A 21,669-nucleotide genomic window follows, 5' to 3' on the forward strand; every position below is an offset into this window, starting at 1 on the left:
ACCAGTAAACAACCTGTGGATAGAGCGCATCGACAGCGCGACAATCAGGCAAAGTCACACCATGCCGTATGTCTACATCCTCGAATGCGCCGATGGCAGCTACTACGTCGGCAGCACACGGAATATCGATGTCCGCATGGAACAGCATGAGACCGGGCGCGGATCGCGCTATACGAGTGGTCGATTACCGGTGCGTCTGGTCTACAGCCTCGAGTGCGAAACTATCGACCGGGCCTACGGACTGGAGAAGCGGATCCAGAACTGGTCGCGTGCCAAACGACGCGCTCTGATCGACGGTGACATGCCCGCGCTCCAAGCCCACGCACGCAAGCAGTGGAGGTGAGGGGCGTGGTCTCGATACGCCTCGGACTCGCTCCGCTCGCTCGCGGCTACTCGACCAGCAGAACCCATCCGCACGCTCGCGGCTACTCGACCAGCAGAACCCATCCGCACGCTCGCGGCTACTCGACCAGCAGAGCCCATCCGCTCGCTCGCGGCTACTCGACCAGCAGAGCCCATCCGCACGCACGCGGCTACTCGACCAGCAGAACCTGGCCCACCCGGCTGGACGAAGCAGGCGTGAACCTCATCGCGTGAGCTCCGCCCCGCATGAAAGTCACCACAGAGCGCCGATAAGTGGATTATCCACTCGACGACGCTCTGTGGTGACTTTCATGCGGATCTCGTCCGGCAGTCAGACGCCGACGGTCCGATCGGTCAGCGGGGCACCGGTTTTCGCCTCGACGGTCGAGAAGTCCACGCCCGAGGCGAGTTCCACCACGTCGAAGCCGGTGCCGGTGACGTCGAAGACGCCGAGATCGGTGATGACCCGACTCACCACGGAACGTCCGGTCAGCGGCAGAGAGCATTCGGCGACCAACTTCGGGTCACCCTTCTTGGTGGAGTGCTCCATCAGGACGATCACCTTGCCGGCACCGTTGACGAGATCCATTGCGCCACCGATGCCCTTGACCATCGCACCCGGAACCATCCAGTTGGCGAGGTCGCCGTTGGCGGCGACCTGCATTCCACCGAGGACGGCGACGTCGACATGTCCGCCGCGGATCATCGCGAAACTGGTGGCCGAGTCGAAGTACGACGCGCCCGGTAGAACGGAGACCGTCTGCTTCCCGGCGTTGATCAGGTCCGGATCCACCTCGTCGTCAAACGGATACGGCCCGACGCCCAGGATGCCGTTCTCGGCGTGCAGCATGATGCCGGAGTCGTCCGGGAGGTGATCGGGGATCAGGGTCGGCAATCCGATGCCGAGGTTCACATAGTCACCGGCCTGCAGTTCGCGTGCGGCACGTGCGGCCATCTCGGTTCGGGTCCAGGTCATGGTGTGTCTCCTACTGATTGGACGGTTCGGCGTCGGCCTGACCGGGACGCGGACGAGTGGTTCGCTGCTCGATCTCCTTGCGCGCGGCCTGCTCCGGCGTCAGTTCGACGATCCGCTTGACGAAGATGCCGGGGAGGTGGATCTCGTCGGGACCGAGCTCGCCGACCTCGACGACCTTCTCGGCCTCGACGATGGTGGTCCGGCCCGACATCGCGGCCGGTGGATTGAAGTTGCGTGCAGCGGCATGGAATCGGCAGTTGCCGGCCTTGTCCACCACGGCCGCGCGGATGAGGCCGTAGTCGGTGACGATGGCCTCCTCGAGAACCATGTCCTGACCGTTGAAGGTGCGTACCTCCTTCGGCGGTGAGGCCAGTGCGACGCTGCCGTCAGCGTTGTAGCGCCACGGCAGACCACCGTCGGCGACGAGCGTCCCGACGCCCGTCGGTGTGTAGAACGCGCCGACGCCGCTTCCGCCGGCACGCATCCGCTCGGCGAGGGTGCCCTGCGGGGTCAGCTCGACGGTCACCTCACCTGCGAGGAACTGGCGGCCGAACTCCTTGTTCTCCCCGATGTAGGAGGCGATCACCTTGTTGATCTTGCGTGCCTCGAGCAGCAGGCCGAGCCCGGCACCGTCGACGCCACAGTTGTTGGAGACGATGGTCAGATCGCCTGCGCCCTGGTCGAGCAACGCCTCGATGAGGAACCACGGGATACCGGCCAGGCCGAAACCGCCGACGGCGACGCTCGCACCGTCCGGGATGTCGGCGACGGCGTCGGCGGCCGACCGTGCGAGTTTGTCGATGCTCATGACTGCTCCAGGTGTTCGATCAGGGCGGGCGTGATGGTCTGCGGTTGTTGGGCGTTCGCCAGATGTGCCGACGACGGGACGACGAGCAGCCGGCCGTTGTGCACCTTCTCGGCGATCTCGGCGAGCTTCGCCGGTGGGGTCGCCGGGTCGTCGGCACCGGCGATGGCAAGCGTCGGTGCGGTGATGGTGGACAGATCTGCCCGCTGGTCCATGGCCGCGATGGCCTCGCAGCATCCGGCATAGCCCTCCGCCGACGTGGCGGCGACCATGGCCTCGTGATACGTGCGGGAGTCGGGGTTGTCGGCGAGGTAGTCGGGGGTGAACCACCGCGCGACAACGGCTTCGGCCACCGCCTGGGCGCCGTTCGCCCGTACGGTCGCCGCACGGTCGGTCCACGCCGACGACGGTGTGAGTTGCGCGCCGGTGCACAGCAATCCGAGACGGTCGACCCGCTCGGGGTTGCGGACGGCCACCCGCATCGCGGTCATGCCGCCGAGCGACAGCCCGACGACATGCGCTCTCGCGACGTCGAGACGATCGAGGAGGGCGATCAGATCGTCGGCGAGGTCGTCGATCGAGTACGGGCCGGCAGGTACCGGCGAATCGCCGTGGCCGCGCGTGTTGTAGCGCACCACCCGAAACCGCTCCTCGAGATCGGCGAGCTGGGCATCCCACATCCGATAGGTCGAGCCGAGCGAGTTCGACAGCACCACAACGGGTCCATCGGGGCGTCCGGTGACGACCGACTCGACCTCGACCGCGCTCATCGGGCGACCTCGAAGATCGCCGCGAGCCCCTGCCCGCCCCCAATGCACATCGTCTCGAGAACGTATCGGGCGTCGCGGCGACGAGCCTCATACGCCGCGGTGGCCAGTATGCGCGCCCCGGTTGCGCCGATGGGATGGCCGAGCGAGATGCCGGAACCGTTGGGGTTCAACCGATCGTCGGTGGCGTCGACCTTCCACTCGGCCAGGACGGCGAGCGCCTGGGCGGCGAATGCCTCGTTCAGTTCGATCAGGTCGATCTCGTCCAGTGTCAGGCCCGCGCGATCGAGTGCCACCGCGGTCGCACCGACGGGACCGATGCCCATGACCTCAGGCTCGCAGCCGGTGACCGCCCACGACCTCAGGGTCAGCATCGGGTCCAGACCGCGACGTTCGGCCTCGTCCCGGGTCGTCACCACACAGATTGCGGCGCCGTCGTTCTGACCGGACGCGTTGCCCGCCGTCACCGTCGACTCGGGATCGGCCTTGAGCCGGATGGGACGCAGTTTCGCCATCGATTCCACCGAGGCATCGGCGCGAGGGTGCTCATCGCGGTCGACGACGACGTCGGGCTTGCCCCGCCGGCCGGGCACGGTCACCGGGACCAGCTCGTCGGCGAACCGGCCGGCCTCGTGGGCGTCGACCGCACGCAGATGAGAACGGACCGCGAGCTCGTCCTGTGCTGTCCGCCCGATGTCATAGCGCTTGCGCAGGTTCTCGGCGGTCTCGATCATGCCGCCCGGCACCGGATGGCTGTCGCCGCCGGCGGTCAGGCGTCCGCGGTCGAGACGGTCCATCAGCTCGACACCGCCCTGTCGGATTCCGGTGCGCAGCCCCAACGCGTAGTGCTCGACATTCGACATCGACTCCGCACCGCCGGCGATCACGAGCCGTGCGCCGCCCGTGGCGACCTGGGAGGCACCGTTGAGTACCGCCTGGAGCCCGGAACCGCACCGTCGGTCCACCTGCATCCCGGGGACTCCGACGCCGAGTCCGGAGTCGAGGGCCGCGATACGTCCGATCGCCGGTGATTCTCCGTTGGCGTAGCCCTGGCCGAGGATCACGTCGTCGACATCGCCCTCACCCAGTCCCGTGCGCGTGGTCAGTTCCCGCAGCAGGCCGGTGGCGAGGTCCGTCACGGACAGCGCGGCCAGCGCCCCACCCATCCGACCGACGGGCGTTCGGAGAGGTGAGCAGATGACGACATCGGTTCCAGAGCTCATGACTCCACGATAGGAACGAGCTCCGATATTGAGAAGTATTCATTTCGGCGCCTGTGATATGCGTAGAGTCTCAATCATGGAGTTGCGTCATCTCCGCTACTTTCGCGCGGTCGCCGAGGAATTGCACTTCGGACGCGCCGCGGAGCGCTTGCACATGGCCCAGCCACCGCTCTCCCAGCAGATCAGGCAGCTCGAGGAGGAACTCGGAGTGACCCTGCTGGTGCGTTCAACCCGACGAGTGGAGCTCACACCGGCCGGCGAGGCCTACCTCGCCCGGGTCGACGCGATCCTGGATGCCGTCGAGGTCGCCGGACAACAAGCGCAACGGATCGCGTCGGGGACGCAGGGCGCGTTGTCGATCGGCTGCGTCGGATCGGCGACCTACTCGCTGCTGCCCCGGCTCGTCCGGGTCCTGCGAGACGAGCTCCCCGATCTCGATGTGAGCGTGCGCGGCGAGATGCTGGCACCCGCGCAGATGTCGGCGCTGATGTCGGGCGAGATCGATCTCGCGCTGCTGCGGCCGCCCGTCGGGGGCGTCGACGTCGTCACCGAGACCATCCGCAGCGACCGGCTGTTCGTCGCGCTGCCCGACGGGGACCCGCGCACCGACGACGACTCCGTCGCGGTGAGCAGGTTGCGCGACACGGAGTTCATCGTGCATGCGGGACAGGGACGTTCGGTGATGAGCGGGGTCGTCGCGGCGATGTGTGCGTCGGCCGGTTTCGTCCCCCAGATCCGCCACGAGGTGACCGAGACGTCGACGCTGGTCACCCTCGTCGCCGCCGGGCTCGGGGTGGCGATCGTCCCGGAGCCGACCATGGCACTCGGCATCGCAGGGGTTCAATATCGGCCACTTCGTCCGGGGTCCGCCACCATCGATCTCGCCGTTGCACGGCTCGCCGCCGAACCGTCACCGATGATCGAGCAGGTGCTCACGGTGTTGCGCCGGGTCGCCCGCGAGGTCTGACCCGCGCCATCGTCTCGGCCGAGTCGCCCGCGACTCCCCCGTTTCGCCGACCGTGCCCTGGAATTCGCCGACCGTGCCCAGATTCTCGCCCATCGTGCCCAGATCAGGTCATCACCCGTCGGTCAGTACCCGAGGAACTCGTCGGTGTGCACCCGCCAGAACTGCAGGCGGGTCGACGGGTCGACGCGCCGGACGGTACCGGCCGTCGACCGGACGAATCCGGGATTACCGGAGACGTAGTACTGCGGCGGCCGGATGGGTCCGCCGACGAGATCCCGCAAGAGATCGTCGTCGATGCCGTCGGCGCCCGCTGCGGACTCGACGACATGCACCGACGCCCCCGATCGGCGGGCTGCGTCGAGCACGTCGCCGTACACACGACGATCGGCGTTCCGGACCACGTGGATCACCGTGAACCGGCGCAGGTCGCCGTTCGACGACGCCGCCGCCAGCATCGAGCAGAACGGGGTGATCCCGATCCCCGAGGCAAGCAGGATGATCGGCGTCTCGGGGCTCGACCGCCGGAGCACGAAATCGCCCCCGGAGGAGTCCAGATACAGACGACGGACACCACCGTCGATCAACGCTTGTTTGACATGAGACGGGGCCCTGCCCGTCGTGAACGCGAACCGAACCTCGTCGGTGCCGGGCGCGTCGGCGTAGGAGAACACCCGTCGGGACCGATGCCACAGCGGCCGCGACCATTCCGGTGCGCTCAGCAGTGCCCACTGCCCCGGCGCGAAGGAGAGGCGAGTGGGCGCGCCGAGGACGAGCTCGTAGGTGTCGTCGGCGATGCGCTGGGCACGATCGGCGCGATCCTGGGCACGATCGGCGAAATTCTGGGCACGATCGGCGAAATTCTGGGCACGATCGGCGGAATTCTGGGCACGGTCGGCGAAGGTGAGGGGCACCCGGCCCGCCGACGGCGAGCGGGTCGCCAGCCGGACGACGAAGGCGTACAGCGAGCCGACGAACAGCGCGACCTCGGGGACGAACTCGATGGTGAACGCGTCGGAGACCGGGATCGACACCTGCCAGTACATGAGGACGCCGACGATCACGGCATAGACGAGCCGGTGCACACGCGTGGTCGGCGAGCTCAGGGGCTCGGGCAACATGATCGCGGCGACGAAGAACGTCGGGCTCGAGATGTACCAGAACTGCAGCGACTGACCACCTTCGGTCAGTTCGAGCATGCCGACGGTCGCCAACGAAGCGAGCAGGAAGACGACGACCAGTCGCCATTCACGCACCGCGGTCACCAGCAGGACGCCGATCACCACCATCGGGACCAGCAGCGGCTCGGCGGCCACCCACCAGATGGGGTAACCGATCCCGCCGACCTCGGCGTACGCCAGGGCGTAGACGACCACCGCACCCGCGACGGCCGGGTTGACGATCAGCCGACGACGCCATGCCACAACGTATTTCGACAGCGCCGCGGCTGCCGCGCCGACCGCGACCGTGAGCGCGGTCTCCCGGTCGCTGACCCCGGGCAGGATGAAGAACAGGATGAGACCGGTGATCAGCCACGAATCCGCACCCGGCGGTACCCGGACGACGGCCGCGCAGAGATAGGTCACCGTGCCACTCACGGCCACCGCGACGAGTAGCGACAGCGCCAATTGATCCGGCGTGAAAGCGAATTCGTCGTCGGTGGCCGACACCACGAATGCCGCGACGGCCAGCGCGACGAGAGCGAGCAGTACCGCACGGTGAGCGGTCAGCCAACTCGGGATCCACCGGGTCACAGGAACAGCTCGAGCCCGGGGATGTCGGTGTGCTCGACACTCCCGTTGCGCCGGATGGTCACGTGATGGAAGCCTGCGGCGTGAAAGTCGAAGTCGGCGCGCAGAATCGACGCCGGGATGAAGAACAGCGCCGTTGCCAGCCCGTCGGCCGTCATCGTGTCCGGGGCGATGACCCACGTGGCCAGCACCTCACGCGCCGGCGACGCTGTCCGCGGGTGCACGATGTGATGCCAGTCGGCCCAGGCACGCCGATTGGCCGCCGATGCACAGATCGCACCGGTGCTCAGCTCGACGACGCCGATCGCCTTGGTCGGGTCCAGCGGATGCTCCAGCGCGATCCGGACCGGGCTGTCGGACACGATCCGCATGTCCCCGCTGCCGTCGACGATGTAGGCACCGACCTCGTCGTCGAGGATCGACGCGACGCGGTCGACAGCGAAACCCTTTCCGGCGGCTCCGACGTCGATCAGCGCGGGGGTCCGGATGTCGAGAACACCGTCGTGGGAGGCGAGTACCTCCTCCCAGGCGGGCGCGGGGCGGATCGTCGTCTTCGGCGACAGTGTGCTGGCTGCGTCGTACCCGGCGTCGTCGAGCATCTGCCCGACCATGGGTGTGACCGCACCGCCGGTGAGCTCGTAGAGCCGCCGATACCAGTCGACGAGTGGCTGATCCGACTGCGCGACCGGATAGGAGCCGGCAGTCCGCGCCATCTCGGCGACCTGCGAGTCGTCGCGGAACCTCGACCACGTGCGATCGATGCGTTCGAGCTCGTCGAGCACCTTGTGCTGCAACGCTTCCGGCAGCGGCTCCGGGGTGGTGATCTCCCACCGCGTGCCGAGCGCCTCGAAGCCCCAGTCGTGGGCGGTCGGCGTCACCGTGGCGTCAGGCCTGCGCCTGGGTCTTGATCTGGTCGATGGCGTCGTCGAAACCGGTCGACGTCAACGACGATCCGGCCACCTTGTCGACGTCGATCTCATCGATGTTCTTGCCGATCACCAACGCGTCGATCCCGCTGGCGAACTTGCCCTGGAACTCCTTGGACGTGCCCTTGGTCTGACTCGTGTCGAGACTGAGCGCGGTGATCACGTTGTTGGACAGGGTGAGGGTGACCCCCACCTGCTGTGGCCCGCCGGGCGAGACGTAGTTCCCGGTGGCCGAGTACTCCCCGTCCTTGTACGTGTCGTCGGCGTCGGCCGCCTCGGTCGCGTCCTCGGCGCTCGTGGCGGCGGCCGCGGATTCGGTCACCGTCGTCGCGGAGTCCGACGAATCATCAGAACTACACGCGCCGGCGACGAGTCCGACGGTGGCGAGTGCCGCGGCGACGCCGACGGTCCGATGCAGGGGAGCTTTCCGGGTCATGTGTCCGATTTTGCACCACGACAAAACCGACGACCACTCCGAAAGCGGATCGACAGGTAATCCTCAGGTAAACGGGATCAGCGACCGGCGGCCGCGATGCGAGCCTGGATGGCGTCGACGAACACGTTCTGGATGTCGCTCGGGGTCTCGGCGACATAGGTCGTCCCGCCGGTGGCGTCGGCGATCGCCTTGAGCGCGTCGGTGTCCGCGTCCTCGGAGATGCCGATCGTCAGGACCAGGACGGGGCGCGCCGGGTCCTCGAGGTCCTTCAGGTCGGCGAGCAGCTCGTCGAGCCCGATACTGTTCGGATCCTCGTTCTGTCCGTCGGTCATGATGATGACCGAGTTCGAGTAGTTGGGGTCATAGCTGTTCTGGACCTCTTTGAACGCCGCGAGGGTCGTGTCGTAGAGACCGGTGCCGCCGCCGAGTTGCGACGGGGACAGGCCCTGCCGCACGGCGCGGGCGAGTTCTTCGCGATGCGTCCCGCCGTTGGCCGCCGGAGCGTCGAGACGCCGGATCGGCGACATCCACTTCCAGTCCTGCCCCGGCCCGCCCTTGTCGATGCTGAACGCCCAGCCGCCGATCTCGGAGTTGTTCGGGAACAGCTTGAGTCCCTGCATCGATGCGTCGATGAGCAGTCCCGCTCGGGTCGTGTCGCCGGCCGGCGCGGCCATCGACCCCGAGGTGTCCTCGACCACGAGGGTGCGGATCGGTACGCCGAGGACCTGCCACTGGCGAATCGCCTTGTCGACCTCGGTGGGATCGTCGAGGCCGAGGACCTTGACCTGCCCGACGCCCGCGCCGTCGGGCAGCGGGGCGCCATCGGCATTGCGGTAACCGGCTCCGTTGAGGGCCTTCTGCCCGTCGGCCGACGTCAATCTGTCCACGAGCGACTTGCCCGCCTCGGCCGCCACGTCACGACGCGCCGACGACGCGGTGTTCACCATCGGGTAGTCCAGCATCACGGTGCCGTCGGCGGGAACGGAGGCCTTGAGCTCCGATCCCGGATGGGTCTTGGTGAACAGCAGGTACTGCTGCTCGGTGGTGATCACCGGGACGTCGGAGGTGTTCGCCAGGTTGAGCCGGGTGCCCTCGTTGTCGTTGGCCAACCGGGCGTTGTTCTGCTGAACCGCGAGGACTGTCATGGCCTCGGTCAGCTGTTTCTCGCTGAGATTCTTGTTGTTCACCTCGGCGAGCGCGCCGACGATGGGCGCGTCACCGGTGCTGGTGTCGATGGGACTACCGGTCCGCAGATCCGACAGCTTCATGACATCGACCCAGCTGCCGAGCTGCGGGACGTCCTTGCCGACGACGACCGTCGGTGACGTCGCGATCGACGGGGCGACCAGGTTCAGATCCTTCCGGACCTGGGTGGTCACCCGTCGGGCCTGGATCTGGGAATCGGACACCCACAGGTCCGGGGCCTTGTCACCGCTGGTCAGCTGCCCGGGCACCTCGGCGCCGGCCACGCCGTTCACGTCGTAGTCGAAGCACGAGTCCTCGGAGGCCTGCTGCGCGACGGTGCGCAGTGCACCTGTCATCGCGGGATCGGAGGCGATGGTGACCGATTCACGATCACCGCAGCCGACGGCACCGGTGCGCCAGAGCACGACGCCGGTGACCAGCGCTGCGACGACGATCAGTGCGGCCACACCCCACAGCCAGCCACCACGTCGGCCGGTGGATGCGCGCCGGTGTTCGAACCCGAACCCGTCGTCGGCACCGCCACGCCGGCCATTGCCACGGGCCGCCCGGGCATCGATCGGACCGCTCGCGGGCATGTCGATCGGACCCGTACGCGAAGCACGTTGCGGCCCGGTCTGATCGGGCCCCGGCCGCTGCTGCGACCCATTACCCGAGCGATCCGCCCCCTCCGGCCGATCAGCGCCTGAACTGTGACGCCCCATCGCCGTCCCCCCTGTTTGATGCCCTGTTGTGAACTGTCAGCCGTAGACCTCACGGAACGTCGACAACGACTTCCGCAGATCCCCGGATACCGCCATGGCCGCGGCCTTGCCCGCCGGCCCCATCAACGGCAACCCACCCAGATCAACAGTGAAGGTTACTGTCGAACCATCGTCTTTGGGAACAATGCCCAACTCGAGCTTGGCCTTGACCCCGCCCTTGCCGTTCCCCTTCAGACGCACCTGCTCGTACGGACGGTATTTCTCGATCGTCCAGTCGAATCGGATGCGGGTTCCCTTGACCTTGACAACCGACGCCAGCTTGACGCCCTCGGCGAGCTCGTCGGCGGTCGGCACCGTCGAGCGCCACCCGTCGTGCAGCACCAGCCACTCCGAATAGCGGGTCAGATCCGACGCCGCCGTCCAGGTATCTTCGACAGACAGGTCCACATCGATGGAGTCACTTGTCTTGGCCATGGTCAGTGAGCCTAGCGTCAGCGCCGATGCGCGAGCCCTGCTGGGCACCGTTCTCGTCGGTCACGGCGTCTCGGCACGGATCACGGAGGTCGAGGCCTACGGCGGTCGCGACGACCCTGCGTCGCACGCCTACACGCGGACCCCCAGGTCGGAGATCATGTACGGGCCCGCCGGACGCCTCTATGTGTACCGGATTCACGGCCATTTCTGTGCGAACGTCGTCACGGGTCCCCGCGAGCAGGGGTCGGCGGTGCTGATCCGTGCCGGGGAGATCGTCGACGGCCTGGATCTCGCGCGCCTGCGGCGGCCCACGGCGAAGGCCGACCGCTTCCTGGGGCGCGGTCCGGGCAATCTCACCCGCGCTCTCGGCATCAGCATGGACGATCTCGACAGCGATCTCGACGACGGCACTCCGGTCTGTCTGCTGCGGTCACGACCAGTCGCACGTCGATCGGTCAGTGCGGGCCCTCGCGTCGGGGTGCGACTCGCCGCCGACGTCCGGTGGCGATTCTGGATCAGCGACGACCCGACCGTGTCCGCGTATCGCCGTCATGAGCGCGCCGGGGCGAGCCCGGCCAAGGGATTGTGACGCCCCTTCGCTGACGCCCCTTCGTGACGCCCCTCCGCTGGCGCTCCGGGGCTCCTCAGGGATCGTTTCATCCACGCCCCCGCATAAGCGTCACCCGATCCCTGAGGAACGAGCTTGCGAGCGTCACCCGATCCCTGAGAAGCGAGCTTGCGAGCGTCACGAAGGGCGACCCGCTACTGCGGCGGATTGTCCTTCGGCGCTTCGGGTTTCGGTGCCGGATTCTGGGGTGCTGGATTGCCGGGTGCGAGATTGCCGGGTGCGGGATTCTGCCGCGGGTCGTCCTGCGCGCCGACGGCCTTGCGCACCGCATCCTGTGCCTTGTCGACGTGCGAGGAGTACTTGCCCTTGGTCGCCTTGTCGATGGCGTCGCCACCCTTGTCGATCAGACTCGGATTGCCCTTGAGCGCAGCTTTGGCCTTGTCCACCAGCCCTTTGAGATCCATGTCCCGAGTCTAGGCCATCTCGCGGTCCGACCGCCGGGCCGCGAACCGCGGTACGACGCGAGAGACCGCCTCGACTGCGACGATGCCAACGGCCGACGAGATGAACGCCACCGACAGCATCTGCATGTTGGACGTATCCAGCTTGAACATGTGTTGCGTCCAGGGCCAGGCGAAGATGATGACGTAGGCCGCGGCCGACACCGCGATCAGCACGACCTTCCACCACGTGTACGGCCGCGCGACGACAGCCAGCACATAGAGCGCAACCGCGATGAGGGTGATGAGGGTCGCGGTGGCCGCCTGGGTCTGCACCGGGCTGAGGTCGACGGAGTCCTTCGACCCGATCTCGACACCCGCGCCCCCCGGATTGACGATCACATAGGTGACGAATGCGCAGAGGCCGACGATGATCCCGTTCGGCACGGCCTGCGACAACACCCGTCGGACGAACCCGGACCGCGCACGTTCGTTGTTCGGCGCCAGAGAGAGGATGAACGCCGGGATGCCGATCGTGAACCACGCCGAGATGGTGACGTGGATCGGCTGGAACGGGTAGCTCAGCGATCCGTATCCGAAGATCTCCCCGAACAGGCCGCCGAGCCCGACGAACAGCGCGAGCAGCACGGCGTAGACGGTCTTGGTGAGGAACAGGTTCGAGACGCGCTCGATGTTGCCGATCACCCGCCGGCCCTCGCCCACCACGTATGGGAGGGTCGCGAACTTGTTGTCCAACAACACGATCTGAGCGACCGACCGCGCCGCCGAGCTGCCTGAGCCCATCGCGACGCCGATGTCGGCGTCCTTGAGCGCGAGTACGTCGTTGACGCCGTCCCCGGTCATCGCGACCGTATCGCCGACGGACTGCAGCGCCTTGACCATCGAGCGCTTCTGGTCGGGGCGAACCCGGCCGAAGGTCACACCCTGCTCGACGACCTCCGCGAGTTCGCGTTCGTCGGTCGGCAGTGAGCGGGCGTCGACCGACGTCTCGGCGGAGCCCAGTCCGAGGGACGCCGCGACCGCCCCGACCGACCTGGCGTTGTCGCCGGAGATCACCTTGACGTCCACCCGCTGACTGGCGAAGTACTCCAGGGTGTCTCGCGCGTCGGGGCGTACCCGCTGTTCGAGTACGACGAGCGCGACGGGGACCGCAGAGCCGGGCGCGACCGCACCGGGCGCGGGCTCGGTGTCGACCGGTACGTCGGTTCGCGACAGCAACAGCACACGAAGTCCGGTGGCGCCCAGTTCGTTGGCCATCGCCGCCGGTGCGCTGTCGGGATCGAGCAACACGTCGGGTGCGCCGATCAGCCAGTTGCCCATGTCGTGGTCCGCGCTGTCGCGGAACGACATCCCGCTCCACTTCTTGGCCGACGTGAACGGTTCCACGGCACTGACCGACCACGCGGGAGGGGTGGGGTGGGCCTCGGCGAGCGCCAGCATGCTCGCATTCGGTCGTGGATCGTGGGCGGCGAGCGAGGCCAGGACGTCGTCGAGGTCAGGCTGTGGGTCGCCGACCGGACGGACCTCGGACAGCCGCATGCCGTTCTCGGTGAGCGTGCCCGTCTTGTCGGCGCAGACGACGTTGACCCGCGCCAGGCCTTCGATCGCCGGCAACTCGTTGACCAGGCACTGCCGTTGCCCGAGTCGGACGACACCGACCGCGAACGCGATCGAGGTCATCAGCACCAGCCCCTCGGGGACCATCGGCACCAACGCGGCGACCATGCCCAGCAGCGATGCCCGAATCCCGTTGTCGCTGATGAACAGCTGATTGACGATCGTCAGCACACCGGCGGGGATGAGCAGCCAGGTGATCACCTTGAGGATCTGGTCGATCCCCGACCGGAGCTCGGAGGAGACGAGCGTGAACTTGGAGGCCTCCGAGGCCAGCTGCGCGGCATACGCCTCCGCACCGACCCTGGTGGCCCGGTACGCACCGGAGCCGGCGACGACGAAACTGCCGGACAGGATCGCGTCACCCGGACCCTTGTCGATCGGATCGGCCTCGCCGGTGAGCAACGATTCGTCGACGTCGAGGGCGAGCGCCTCGACCACCTCACCGTCGACGACGACCTGATCGCCGGCACCGATCTCGATGATGTCGTCGAGCACCACCTGATTCGGCGGCAACGCGACGACCTGACCGTCGCGACGGACCATCGGTTCGGTCTGACCCACGATGGCGAGCTTGTCCAGGGTCCGTTTCGCCCGGACCTCCTGGATGATGCCGATACCGCTGTTCGCGATGATCAGCAGGCCGAACAGTCCGTTGATCAGCGACCCGGTCGACGCCACGATGGCGAACAGGACACCCAGGATCGCGTTGATCCGGGTGAAGACGTTGGCGCGGACGATGTCGGCGACCGAGCGGCCGGAACGGTCGGGCAGATCATTGACCTTGCCGGCCGCGACACGCTCGTCGACCTCCGCCCTGCTCAGACCCCTATCGCCCGCGGTCTCCTCGGACAGCTGGGTCACGCGGACGCCTCCCACCAGGCGGGGTTCCGCATCGCGGTCCCGGTCCGCTGGACGAGGTCGACGGCACCACCCGGCGGCGGTACGACGACCGTCGACGCGTTCGCTTCCGCGGTCGGCAGCAATCGTGCGATGGGGTCGGCCCACGAGTGCCGGGCCAGGTTGAAGGTCCCCCAGTGGATCGGGATCATGACGGCGTCGCGCACCCGGTCTCCGGTGAGCATGCGGTGCACGGCGATCGCCTCCTCGGGATTCACATGCACTTCCGGCCACATCGGGTCGTACGCACCGACCGCGATGAGCGTCAGGTCCACCGAGCCGACGCGCGTGACGATCTCCTCGAAACGCTCGGAGAAACCGGTGTCACCGGAGAAGAACATGCGATGCGACGGCCCCGCCACCACCCAACTCGACCACTGGGTGAGATTGCGGGTCAGGCCACGACCCGAGAAATGCCGGGCCGGGCAACACGTGAAGGTCAACGATGTGCCGCCGACGGCGATCGTGCGTTCCTCCCACCAGTCGGCCTGCTCGATGCGATCGGCGCCGATTCCCCACCCGATGAGATGTGCGCCGACGCCGATCGCCGTGACGAATCGCGTCTGCGGCTGACGCTCGGCGAGTTCGACGACGGTCGCCATGTCGAGGTGGTCGTAGTGGTCATGACTGATCAGCACCACGTCGACCGGCGGCAGGTCCGCGACGGTCGCGGGTGCGGCGTGCATGCGGGCCGGACCCACACGCTGCGACGGGGAGCAGCGCGCGCTGAAGACCGGATCGGTGAGGATTCGGAGGCCGTCGAGTTCGACGAGCACCGACGCGTGACCCAGCCAGGTGGCCGTGAGGTCGCCGGCCTCCTCGGCGAAGTCGGGTCGGAGCACCTCGACCGGCCGACGCGGGCGGCCGGGCCTGCGGGCCATGTCGAGGACCACCCGAAAGTCGGCGTCGACCTGGGGCTCCGCGGGTTCCAGATTGTGGAAGCTGCCGTCAGGCGCGTAGGGCGAGCCGATGGTGAAGCGTCGGATGTCGGCACTGTCGGCACCGAGCGCGCGGGCAGCGGGAAGGCCGCGCCGGGCGAGCCCGGCGGTCAGGACATCGGCCGCGGAGATCCCGGCCGTGGCCAGCGTCGATGCAGCGCGCTGGGCCAATTGGGTACTCGTTCGGCCGGTCGTCGAGGTCACGCACTAAAGAGTAATGCTCGGCGGCGCCGGGAGACCGCGATCGGGGGTGCGCAGGCGTGGGTGTCGGCCACGGACACGGCCGCGAGATCGCCCGCGAACGCACCGGACAATTCACCCGCCCAACTCGCATACCCGCAGTTACACGCACTGATAGGCTTCGGCGAGCATGTTCACCGCATGTGCAGGTCACATGACGGCATGGGGGTAGTCCGAAGTTGGCACGAATGTCAGTCCACGAGCGTCGAACGGCGCTCATCGAAGCCGCATACCGCGTGATCGCCGATCACGGCGTCGAGGGTGCAACGACGCGGCGGATCTGTGCGCACGCGAACATGCCGCTCGCGAGTTTCCACTACGCGTTCGACAGTCGTACGGCGTTGCTGTGTGCCGTGATGGAGACCGCCGTCCCATCCGACATCAACAGGATGCTGGAGTCGATCCTGCCGATGGTCGTCGACGACGGTCAGGGCCGCGAGGCGATGCAGAAGAACATGCGCTCGCAACTCGAGGCCTTCTACTCATTGCTCAAGGCCGATCCCGGCCGCATGCAGGCGACCATCTCCCTCGGCATCTATGCGCACAACCACGCCGAGTTGCAACGTGTCGGCAAGCAGATGTACGAGCGGCTCTACGAGGTCGCCACGCTGGGGCTCGACGCCTCGGCGCAGCGCGCCGCCGTCCGATGGCGCACGCCGGTGGAGAGTCTGGGCCCGGTCATCATCGCGACGACCAACGCCATCACCCTCACCTACCTGAGCACCTCCGACGACGACGCCGTCGGCAAGATCATCGAGGCGTCGACCGCCGCGCTGATGACCTATGTCGCCGAGGACTGACCTGCCGACTTGGGAATCCGACCCCGCGCAGTACTGGACGGGATTCGACGATGCGGTGCACGCGGCCGGCCTCGACGGACCGGTCCTGGCGCTGGACCGTACGGCTCTGCGCCACAACATCGCTGACCTCCGCGCCCGTGCATCGGGTGTCCCGATCCGGGTGGCCAGCAAGTCGCTGCGGGTGCGATCGGTGATCGAGACGATCCTCGGACTCGACGGGTTCGCGGGTGCACTCGCCTACGACGTCGACGAAGCACGCTGGCTGGCAACCGCTTCCGACGTCACCGACGTCCTCCTCGGCTATCCGTCGACGCGGCGCGGCGCGATCTCGCGACTGCTCGCCGACGACGTGGCCCTGGAACGCGTCACACTTCTCGTGGACAGTGTCGACCAACTCGACATCGTCGATGCCGTCTGCTCCCCCACCCGGCGACCCGTCGTCCGTGTCGCGATCGATCTGGACGCGTCGACCCGACTCGCCGGTGGCCGTGTGCATCTCGGTGTCCGGCGCTCGCCGGTGCATGATCCGTCGGATGCGCTCGCACTCGCCCGTCACATCACCGGACGCGCGGGGTTCCGGTTGGTCGGGGTGATGTCGTATGAGGCACAGATCGCCGGACTGCCCGATCGGGTCGACGGCAAGCCGCTGCGCAACACGGTGATCCGACTGATGCAGCAACGGTCGATGGGCGAACTTCGCGCGCGGCGCTCCGCGGCCGTCGCGGCCATCCGGTCGGTGACCGATCTGGAGTTCGTCAACGGCGGCGGCACCGGGTCGCTGGAGGCGACGTCGAGGGACGGCTCGGTCACCGACATCGCCGCGGGCAGCGGCTTCTTCGGCGGACATCTGTTCGACGGATACGGGCACTTCCGCCCCGCGCCCGCGATGGCCTTCGGCCTCGACGTCGTGCGGCGTCCCGCGCCGGGCATGGTGACGTGTGCCGGCGGCGGGTGGATTGCCTCCGGGCCTCCGGGCACCGACCGGCTGCCCAAGCCCGTGTGGCCGGCCGGCCTGCGCTATGTCGGTACCGAGGCGGCCGGCGAGGTACAGACCCCGGTGCGTGGCGACGCCGCGGACGGACTGTCTGTCGGCGACCGGGTGTGGTTCCGGCACACGAAGTCCGGCGAGGTGTGTGAACGAGCGACGACGGTCGTGGTGATCGATCGCGACCAGTCGGGCGCGCGGGTGGTCGACGTGGTGCCCACCTATCGCGGCGAGGGGAAGTGCTTTCTGTGACGTGGCGGAACTGGGGCGGAACCGAGGTGTGCGCGCCCGCGGCGACCATGCGTCCGACCACCGTCGACGAGGTGGCGGCGATCGTCCGTCAGGCGGCCGACGACGGGACGACCGTCAAGGCGGTCGGGTCCGGACACAGTTTCTCGGGGGCAGCCGTCACCAGCGGTGTGCATGTCGACCTCTCCGCACTGCGCGGCCTGACCGGTGTCGACGCCGACGCACGAACGGTCTCTCTCGCCGCGGGCACGCGGCTGCACGAGATCCCCGACCTGTTGTCCCCGCACGATCTCGCCATGGCCAACCTCGGCGATATCGACCGCCAGACCATCGCGGGCGCCACCTCGACCGGCACCCATGGCACCGGCCTGGCATTCGGCGGTATCAGCACGCAGATCGTCGGCGCCACGCTGGTGACCGGTACCGGTGACGTCGTCCGGGTGTCGAGCGGGGACGTGGAATCGGATGCGATCGCCCTCGGGGTGGGGGCCCTCGGCATTCTCACCGACATCACGCTGCGGTGCGTACCGGCGTTCGGGCTCCGTGCGGTGGAGACCTCCGGTTCCGCCGACGACGCGATCGATGGTTTCCTCGACCGGGTCGCGATGCACGATCATCACGAGTTCTACTGGTTCCCGCACACCGATTGCGCTCTGCAGAAGGCGAACACGCGGCTCGATGCGGACGTCGCACCCCACGGCCCCGGCCGGATCAGGCGCTACGTCGACGATGAGTTGCTCAGCAACAAGGTGTTCCGGGTGTTGTGCGAGGTCGGCGCACGTGTCCCGTGGGCGGTGCCCGGTATCGCCCAGGTGTCGGGACGCGCGTTGTCGGGGCGGACGTTCACCGATTCGTCGACACGGGTGTTCGTGTCGTCGAGGACGGTGCGCTTTCACGAGATGGAGTACGCGATTCCGCTGGAGTCCGTCCCCGACGCGATGCGCGAGATCCGCGGGATGATCGACCGCCGACGTCATCGGGTGAGCTTCCCGGTCGAGGTGCGCGCAGCCGCCGCCGACGGCCTGATGATCTCCACCGCGGCCGGGCGAGACACCGGATACATCGCCGTCCACCGCTACCACCGCGACGACCCGACCGACTCCGCCGCCTACTTCCGCGACGTCGAGGAGATCCTGACCGCATACGACGGGCGCCCGCACTGGGGCAAGATGCACACCCGCGACGCCGACCACCTGCGCGCCGTGTATCCGCGATTCGACGAGTTCCTCGCCATCCGAAATCGTTTCGACCCCGGCCGAGTCTTCGCCAATCCCTACCTCACTCGGACTCTCGGGGCCTGAGCGGGGGGACATCGGGCCGGTGGATCGGTCCGCGGAGCTCACGCAACGACCGCCCCGACCCACCGTGGCGTTCCGCGATCAGTTGCGCGGCGATGGAGATCGCCACCTCCTGCGGGCTGTGCCCGCCGAGGTCGAGCCCCAGAGGAGAACGGACGCAGGCGATCTGCTCGTCGGCAACCCCTTCCTCGACGAGTCGACGCACCCGATCCCGGTGGGTACGACGGGACCCGAGAGCACCCACGAATCCGATTCCCCCGGCCAGAGCGGCAGACAGCGCCGGGACGTCGACCTTGGCGTCGTGGGTCATCACACACACCACCGTCGTCGAACCCGTTCGTCCAGAAGAACTCTCGCCGGCAAGATAGCGATCCGGCCAGGCCACGACGACATCGTCGGCGTCGGGGAAGCGCGCGGTGGTGACGAACACCGGCCGCGGATCCACCACCGTGACATGGAAACCCAGAGTCGCACCGACAGTCGCGAGGGCACGGACGAAATCGTTGGCGCCGACCAGGATCAGCCGGCGGGCGGAGGCGAACGTCTGCACGAACGTCCGGGGTCGGGCCGTCCCCTCCGGCGGGCACTCGGTGTCGTCGACGCCGACGATTCCGCTGCACCCCTGCGCCAACCGATTGGCGACGTCGGCGTCGAGCCCCTGCCACGGTTCGGCGTCGTGAGGGTGGGTCAGACGCCATTCCGGATGCGTGGTCAGCGTCGTCGCGAGCGCGACCGGGCGGTCGCGCTCGAGGGCCGAGATCAACTCGGCGAGTTGGGCGATGCGCGTTTCGTCGACGCGTTCGACGAAGATCTCGATCTCGCCGCCGCAGGTGAGTCCGATCGCGATGTCGTCGGCATCGGTCGTTCCGAAACGCTCGGTCACCGCGTGTCCCGTATGCAGGACGTCGGCGGCGGTGTGGACGATCGCCGAGTCGATGCACCCGGCCGACAGCGAACCGATGACGCCGCCGTCGGCGGTGACGGCCATCGCGGCGCCGAGTTGTCGGGGCGCGGGGCCGCTGGTGGACACCACACGCGCCAACGCCGCCGGACCGTCGGCAAGACGATCCAGCAGCGTCGAGGCGAGGTCACGCATGATCCCAGTGTCCCAGAGTCCGGCCCGATCGGCCGGACCCCGGGACCGTGCGACTAGGTCGCGGGCTGGGCCGGCAGGACGTGCTCGCCGGTCTTGTCACAGGAGAGTGCGAGTGAACTGATGTACTGCTTCTCCCCGTTCGGGCCGGGCACCGCCGAGGCGATCATGTCCGGACGTTCGAAGTCGATGCCGGTGACGCAGCACGTCAGTCGCACATCGGTGGGGTTGCCGTGCTCGTCGTACATCGGGATGTCGATGCCGTCGTCGGTGCGCCGCAGGTAGTACTTGCCCTTGGTGGCGATGGCGATGATCGGCGGGAGGACCAACGCGAGTCCCAGGGCCACCAGCGGCGAGTACGGCTGGATGGCGTCCCCGAAGACGTGGAAGTACACCATGATCGACACGGCACCGGAGACGATCACCGACACGAACCCGACAGGGTTGACGTTGTAGAGCATTCCGCGACGGAACTCGGGCTGCTTCGGGGAGATCTTCAGCAGGTACTTGTTGATCGCGATGTCGGAGGCGACCGTCACGATCCAGGCGATCGCCAGGTTGGCGTAGAAGTTCAGCAGCTCGTTGAGGAAGCTGAACATGTTGGCCTCCATCAGCACGATCGCGATGGCGACGTTGAAGACCAGGAACACGAGGCGACCCGGATAGGTCTTGGTGACGCGGGTGAAGCTGTTCGTCCATGCCAGCGATCCCGAGTACGCGTTGGTGACGTTGATCTTCACCTGGCTGATCACCACGAGGATGACGGCCAAGGTCAGGGCCAACCAGTGCGGCATGAACTCTTCGTAGACCGCGAGGAACTGATGGACCGGCTCGTTGGCGACACCGGCCTGTTCGGCGAAGTTCATGATCAGGTACACCGCCAGGAACAGACCCACGACCTGCTTGATCGCGCCGAAGATGACCCAGCCCGGGCCGGCGGTCAACACCGCGGTCCACCACTTGCGGCTGTTCTCCGGCGTGCGCGGCGGCATGAATCGGAGGTAGTCGATCTGCTCGGCGATCTGGGCGATCAACGAGAGGCAGACACCGGCGGCCAGCATCGTGCCGGCAAACGAGACACCGTGTCCTGCTTGCCCATCCGTGCCACCGCTGAAGGAGAGGAAGTCGCCGATGGCGTCCGGATGCCTGATCACGAGGTAGAGGAACGGTGCCACCATCATCAGCAACCACAGCGGCGTCGTCCACACCTGCAGCTTGGCGAGGGTGTTCATTCCGTAGATGACCAACGGGATGATCAGCACGGACGACAACAGATAGCCCAGCCACAACGGGATACTGAGTCCGAGTTTGAGTCCCTGCGCCATGATCGAGCCCTCGAGGGCGAAGAAGATGAACGTGAACGAGGCGAAGATGACGTTCGTCAGCACCGACCCGTAGTACCCGAATCCGCTTCCGCGGGTGATCAAGTCGAGGTCGATGTTGAACCGGGCCGCGTAGTACGACAGCGGGTACCCGGTCAGCATGATCACCACGGCGAAGAACAGGATGCCCCAGAGCGCGTTGCCGGTGCCGTTCGCGATGCCGATGTTGGCACCGATGGCGAAGTCGGCGAGGTAGGCGATGCCGCCGAGTGCCGAGATCGCGACGACTCCCGGACCCCATTTGCGGTAGCTGCGCGGCGCGAACCGCAGCGTGTAGTCCTCGAGCGACTCACGCGCCGCCGCGGCCTGCGCGCCGGTCGCGATGATGCTGTGCTCCGCATTCTCGATCTCGCCGACACCGTCGGCGATATCCGTCTCTTTCGACATGCGTCTCCCTCGCAAGGTCATCGGCCTCTTCGGGGGTGAACGAGGCCTTTGATGAAGCTAGGGACGGGTCGTTTCGATCACTTGATCGGAATGTTTCGGACGTGAAAACTGCGATGCCGACTCTCGCTCGTGTCGTATTTGTCCGAATTGCCGGTGATGTCA

The 21,669-nt window shown here is 67.4% G+C and carries 21 protein-coding genes; 7 read left to right on the top strand and 14 right to left on the bottom strand.

All coding sequences use genetic code 11. The annotated features are described in order from the left end of the window. Window positions 1-61: 61 nt before the first annotated feature. Window positions 62-343, top strand: a complete 282-nt coding sequence (locus EEB19_RS17760; RefSeq protein ID WP_187588678.1) for a GIY-YIG nuclease family protein — start codon at window positions 62-64, stop codon at window positions 341-343. A gap of 5 nt (window positions 344-348) precedes the next feature. Beyond that, a complete protein-coding gene (locus EEB19_RS17765; protein WP_187588679.1) occupies window positions 349-597 on the top strand; it encodes a hypothetical protein in 249 nt (82 codons plus the stop codon). 97 nt (window positions 598-694) lie between these two features. Here the strand turns inward: EEB19_RS17765 and EEB19_RS17770 are convergent, their stop codons facing one another. Genes EEB19_RS17770 through EEB19_RS17785 form a run of 4 tightly spaced genes read right to left on the bottom strand, consistent with a single transcriptional unit; the run spans window position 695 to window position 4,134 of the window. Further along, complete coding sequence (locus EEB19_RS17770) at window positions 695-1,339, bottom strand: 3-oxoacid CoA-transferase subunit B (RefSeq protein ID WP_187588680.1); 645 nt, start codon at window positions 1,337-1,339, stop codon at window positions 695-697. Window positions 1,340-1,349: 10 nt separating this feature from the next. Continuing rightward, entirely contained in the window at window positions 1,350-2,147 is a 798-nt protein-coding gene (locus tag EEB19_RS17775) for a CoA transferase subunit A (RefSeq protein WP_187588681.1), read from the bottom strand. Further along, window positions 2,144-2,914 carry a 3-oxoadipate enol-lactonase gene (pcaD, locus tag EEB19_RS17780; protein WP_187588682.1) on the bottom strand — a complete coding sequence of 257 codons (771 nt, stop codon included), beginning with the start codon at window positions 2,912-2,914 and terminating at the stop codon, window positions 2,144-2,146. The genes EEB19_RS17775 and pcaD overlap by 4 nt, the downstream gene beginning before the upstream one ends. Continuing rightward, on the bottom strand, window positions 2,911-4,134 hold the full coding sequence (locus EEB19_RS17785; protein ID WP_187588683.1) for an acetyl-CoA C-acetyltransferase: 1,224 nt from the start codon (window positions 4,132-4,134) through the stop codon (window positions 2,911-2,913). Before EEB19_RS17785 ends, pcaD begins: the two co-directional genes overlap by 4 nt. Before the next feature lie 76 nt (window positions 4,135-4,210). Here EEB19_RS17785 and EEB19_RS17790 point away from each other — a divergent pair, with 76 nt between their 5' ends. Continuing rightward, a complete protein-coding gene (locus EEB19_RS17790) occupies window positions 4,211-5,101 on the top strand; it encodes a LysR substrate-binding domain-containing protein (RefSeq protein ID WP_187588684.1) in 891 nt (296 codons plus the stop codon). A 122-nt stretch (window positions 5,102-5,223) separates the two neighbouring features. On the opposite strand, the gene EEB19_RS17795 is transcribed toward EEB19_RS17790, so the two are convergent. From EEB19_RS17795 to EEB19_RS17815, 5 genes are all read right to left on the bottom strand, one after another. Then, a complete protein-coding gene (locus tag EEB19_RS17795) occupies window positions 5,224-6,852 on the bottom strand; it encodes an alanine-zipper protein (RefSeq protein ID WP_187588685.1) in 1,629 nt (542 codons plus the stop codon). Then, window positions 6,849-7,727 (bottom strand): FAD:protein FMN transferase, encoded by an 879-nt coding sequence (locus EEB19_RS17800; RefSeq protein ID WP_187588686.1) that lies wholly within the window; start codon window positions 7,725-7,727, stop codon window positions 6,849-6,851. The genes EEB19_RS17795 and EEB19_RS17800 overlap by 4 nt, the downstream gene beginning before the upstream one ends. A gap of 7 nt (window positions 7,728-7,734) precedes the next feature. Then, window positions 7,735-8,211: an FMN-binding protein gene (locus EEB19_RS17805; RefSeq protein WP_187588687.1), complete on the bottom strand. Its 477-nt coding sequence runs from the start codon at window positions 8,209-8,211 to the stop codon at window positions 7,735-7,737. A gap of 77 nt (window positions 8,212-8,288) precedes the next feature. Beyond that, window positions 8,289-9,992, bottom strand: coding sequence for a substrate-binding and VWA domain-containing protein (locus EEB19_RS17810; RefSeq protein WP_262365747.1), 1,704 nt, complete (start codon window positions 9,990-9,992; stop codon window positions 8,289-8,291). A gap of 162 nt (window positions 9,993-10,154) precedes the next feature. Next, window positions 10,155-10,592 (bottom strand): SRPBCC family protein, encoded by a 438-nt coding sequence (locus EEB19_RS17815; protein WP_187588689.1) that lies wholly within the window; start codon window positions 10,590-10,592, stop codon window positions 10,155-10,157. Here EEB19_RS17815 and EEB19_RS17820 point away from each other — a divergent pair. After that, window positions 10,570-11,181 carry a DNA-3-methyladenine glycosylase gene (locus EEB19_RS17820; protein ID WP_187588690.1) on the top strand — a complete coding sequence of 204 codons (612 nt, stop codon included), beginning with the start codon at window positions 10,570-10,572 and terminating at the stop codon, window positions 11,179-11,181. The two genes, EEB19_RS17815 and EEB19_RS17820, sit on opposite strands and share 23 nt — an antisense overlap. Before the next feature lie 173 nt (window positions 11,182-11,354). Here the strand turns inward: EEB19_RS17820 and EEB19_RS17825 are convergent, their stop codons facing one another. The 3 genes from EEB19_RS17825 to EEB19_RS17835 are packed head-to-tail and all read right to left on the bottom strand — an operon-like array spanning window position 11,355 to window position 15,277. Continuing rightward, window positions 11,355-11,624 (bottom strand): antitoxin, encoded by a 270-nt coding sequence (locus tag EEB19_RS17825; protein ID WP_187588691.1) that lies wholly within the window; start codon window positions 11,622-11,624, stop codon window positions 11,355-11,357. Between the two features lie 9 nt (window positions 11,625-11,633). Then, window positions 11,634-14,099 carry an HAD-IC family P-type ATPase gene (locus tag EEB19_RS17830; protein ID WP_262365748.1) on the bottom strand — a complete coding sequence of 822 codons (2,466 nt, stop codon included), beginning with the start codon at window positions 14,097-14,099 and terminating at the stop codon, window positions 11,634-11,636. Continuing rightward, window positions 14,096-15,277, bottom strand: coding sequence for an MBL fold metallo-hydrolase (locus EEB19_RS17835; RefSeq protein ID WP_262365749.1), 1,182 nt, complete (start codon window positions 15,275-15,277; stop codon window positions 14,096-14,098). The genes EEB19_RS17830 and EEB19_RS17835 overlap by 4 nt, the downstream gene beginning before the upstream one ends. Window positions 15,278-15,501: 224 nt before the next feature. On the opposite strand from EEB19_RS17835, the gene EEB19_RS17840 reads away from it, so the two are divergent. The 3 genes from EEB19_RS17840 to EEB19_RS17850 are packed head-to-tail and all read left to right on the top strand — an operon-like array spanning window position 15,502 to window position 18,648. Beyond that, entirely contained in the window at window positions 15,502-16,113 is a 612-nt protein-coding gene (locus EEB19_RS17840; RefSeq protein ID WP_187588692.1) for a TetR/AcrR family transcriptional regulator, read from the top strand. Further along, window positions 16,097-17,350, top strand: a complete 1,254-nt coding sequence (locus EEB19_RS17845) for an alanine racemase (RefSeq protein WP_187588693.1) — start codon at window positions 16,097-16,099, stop codon at window positions 17,348-17,350. The genes EEB19_RS17840 and EEB19_RS17845 overlap by 17 nt, the downstream gene beginning before the upstream one ends. Window positions 17,351-17,397: 47 nt before the next feature. Next, a complete protein-coding gene (locus tag EEB19_RS17850) occupies window positions 17,398-18,648 on the top strand; it encodes a D-arabinono-1,4-lactone oxidase (protein ID WP_262365759.1) in 1,251 nt (416 codons plus the stop codon). Here the strand turns inward: EEB19_RS17850 and EEB19_RS17855 are convergent. Both EEB19_RS17855 and EEB19_RS17860 read right to left on the bottom strand, forming a co-directional pair. Then, the gene (locus EEB19_RS17855) at window positions 18,626-19,741 is read right to left on the bottom strand and encodes an XdhC family protein (protein ID WP_187588695.1); all 1,116 of its coding nucleotides are present in this window, start codon (window positions 19,739-19,741) and stop codon (window positions 18,626-18,628) included. The genes EEB19_RS17850 and EEB19_RS17855 overlap by 23 nt on opposite strands. 53 nt (window positions 19,742-19,794) lie before the next feature. Then, a complete protein-coding gene (locus tag EEB19_RS17860) occupies window positions 19,795-21,507 on the bottom strand; it encodes a cytosine permease (protein ID WP_187588696.1) in 1,713 nt (570 codons plus the stop codon). Window positions 21,508-21,669 lie beyond the last annotated feature (162 nt).

The sequence above is a fragment of the Gordonia sp. OPL2 genome (genome assembly GCF_003797825.1).
Classification (GTDB): domain Bacteria; phylum Actinomycetota; class Actinomycetes; order Mycobacteriales; family Mycobacteriaceae; genus Gordonia.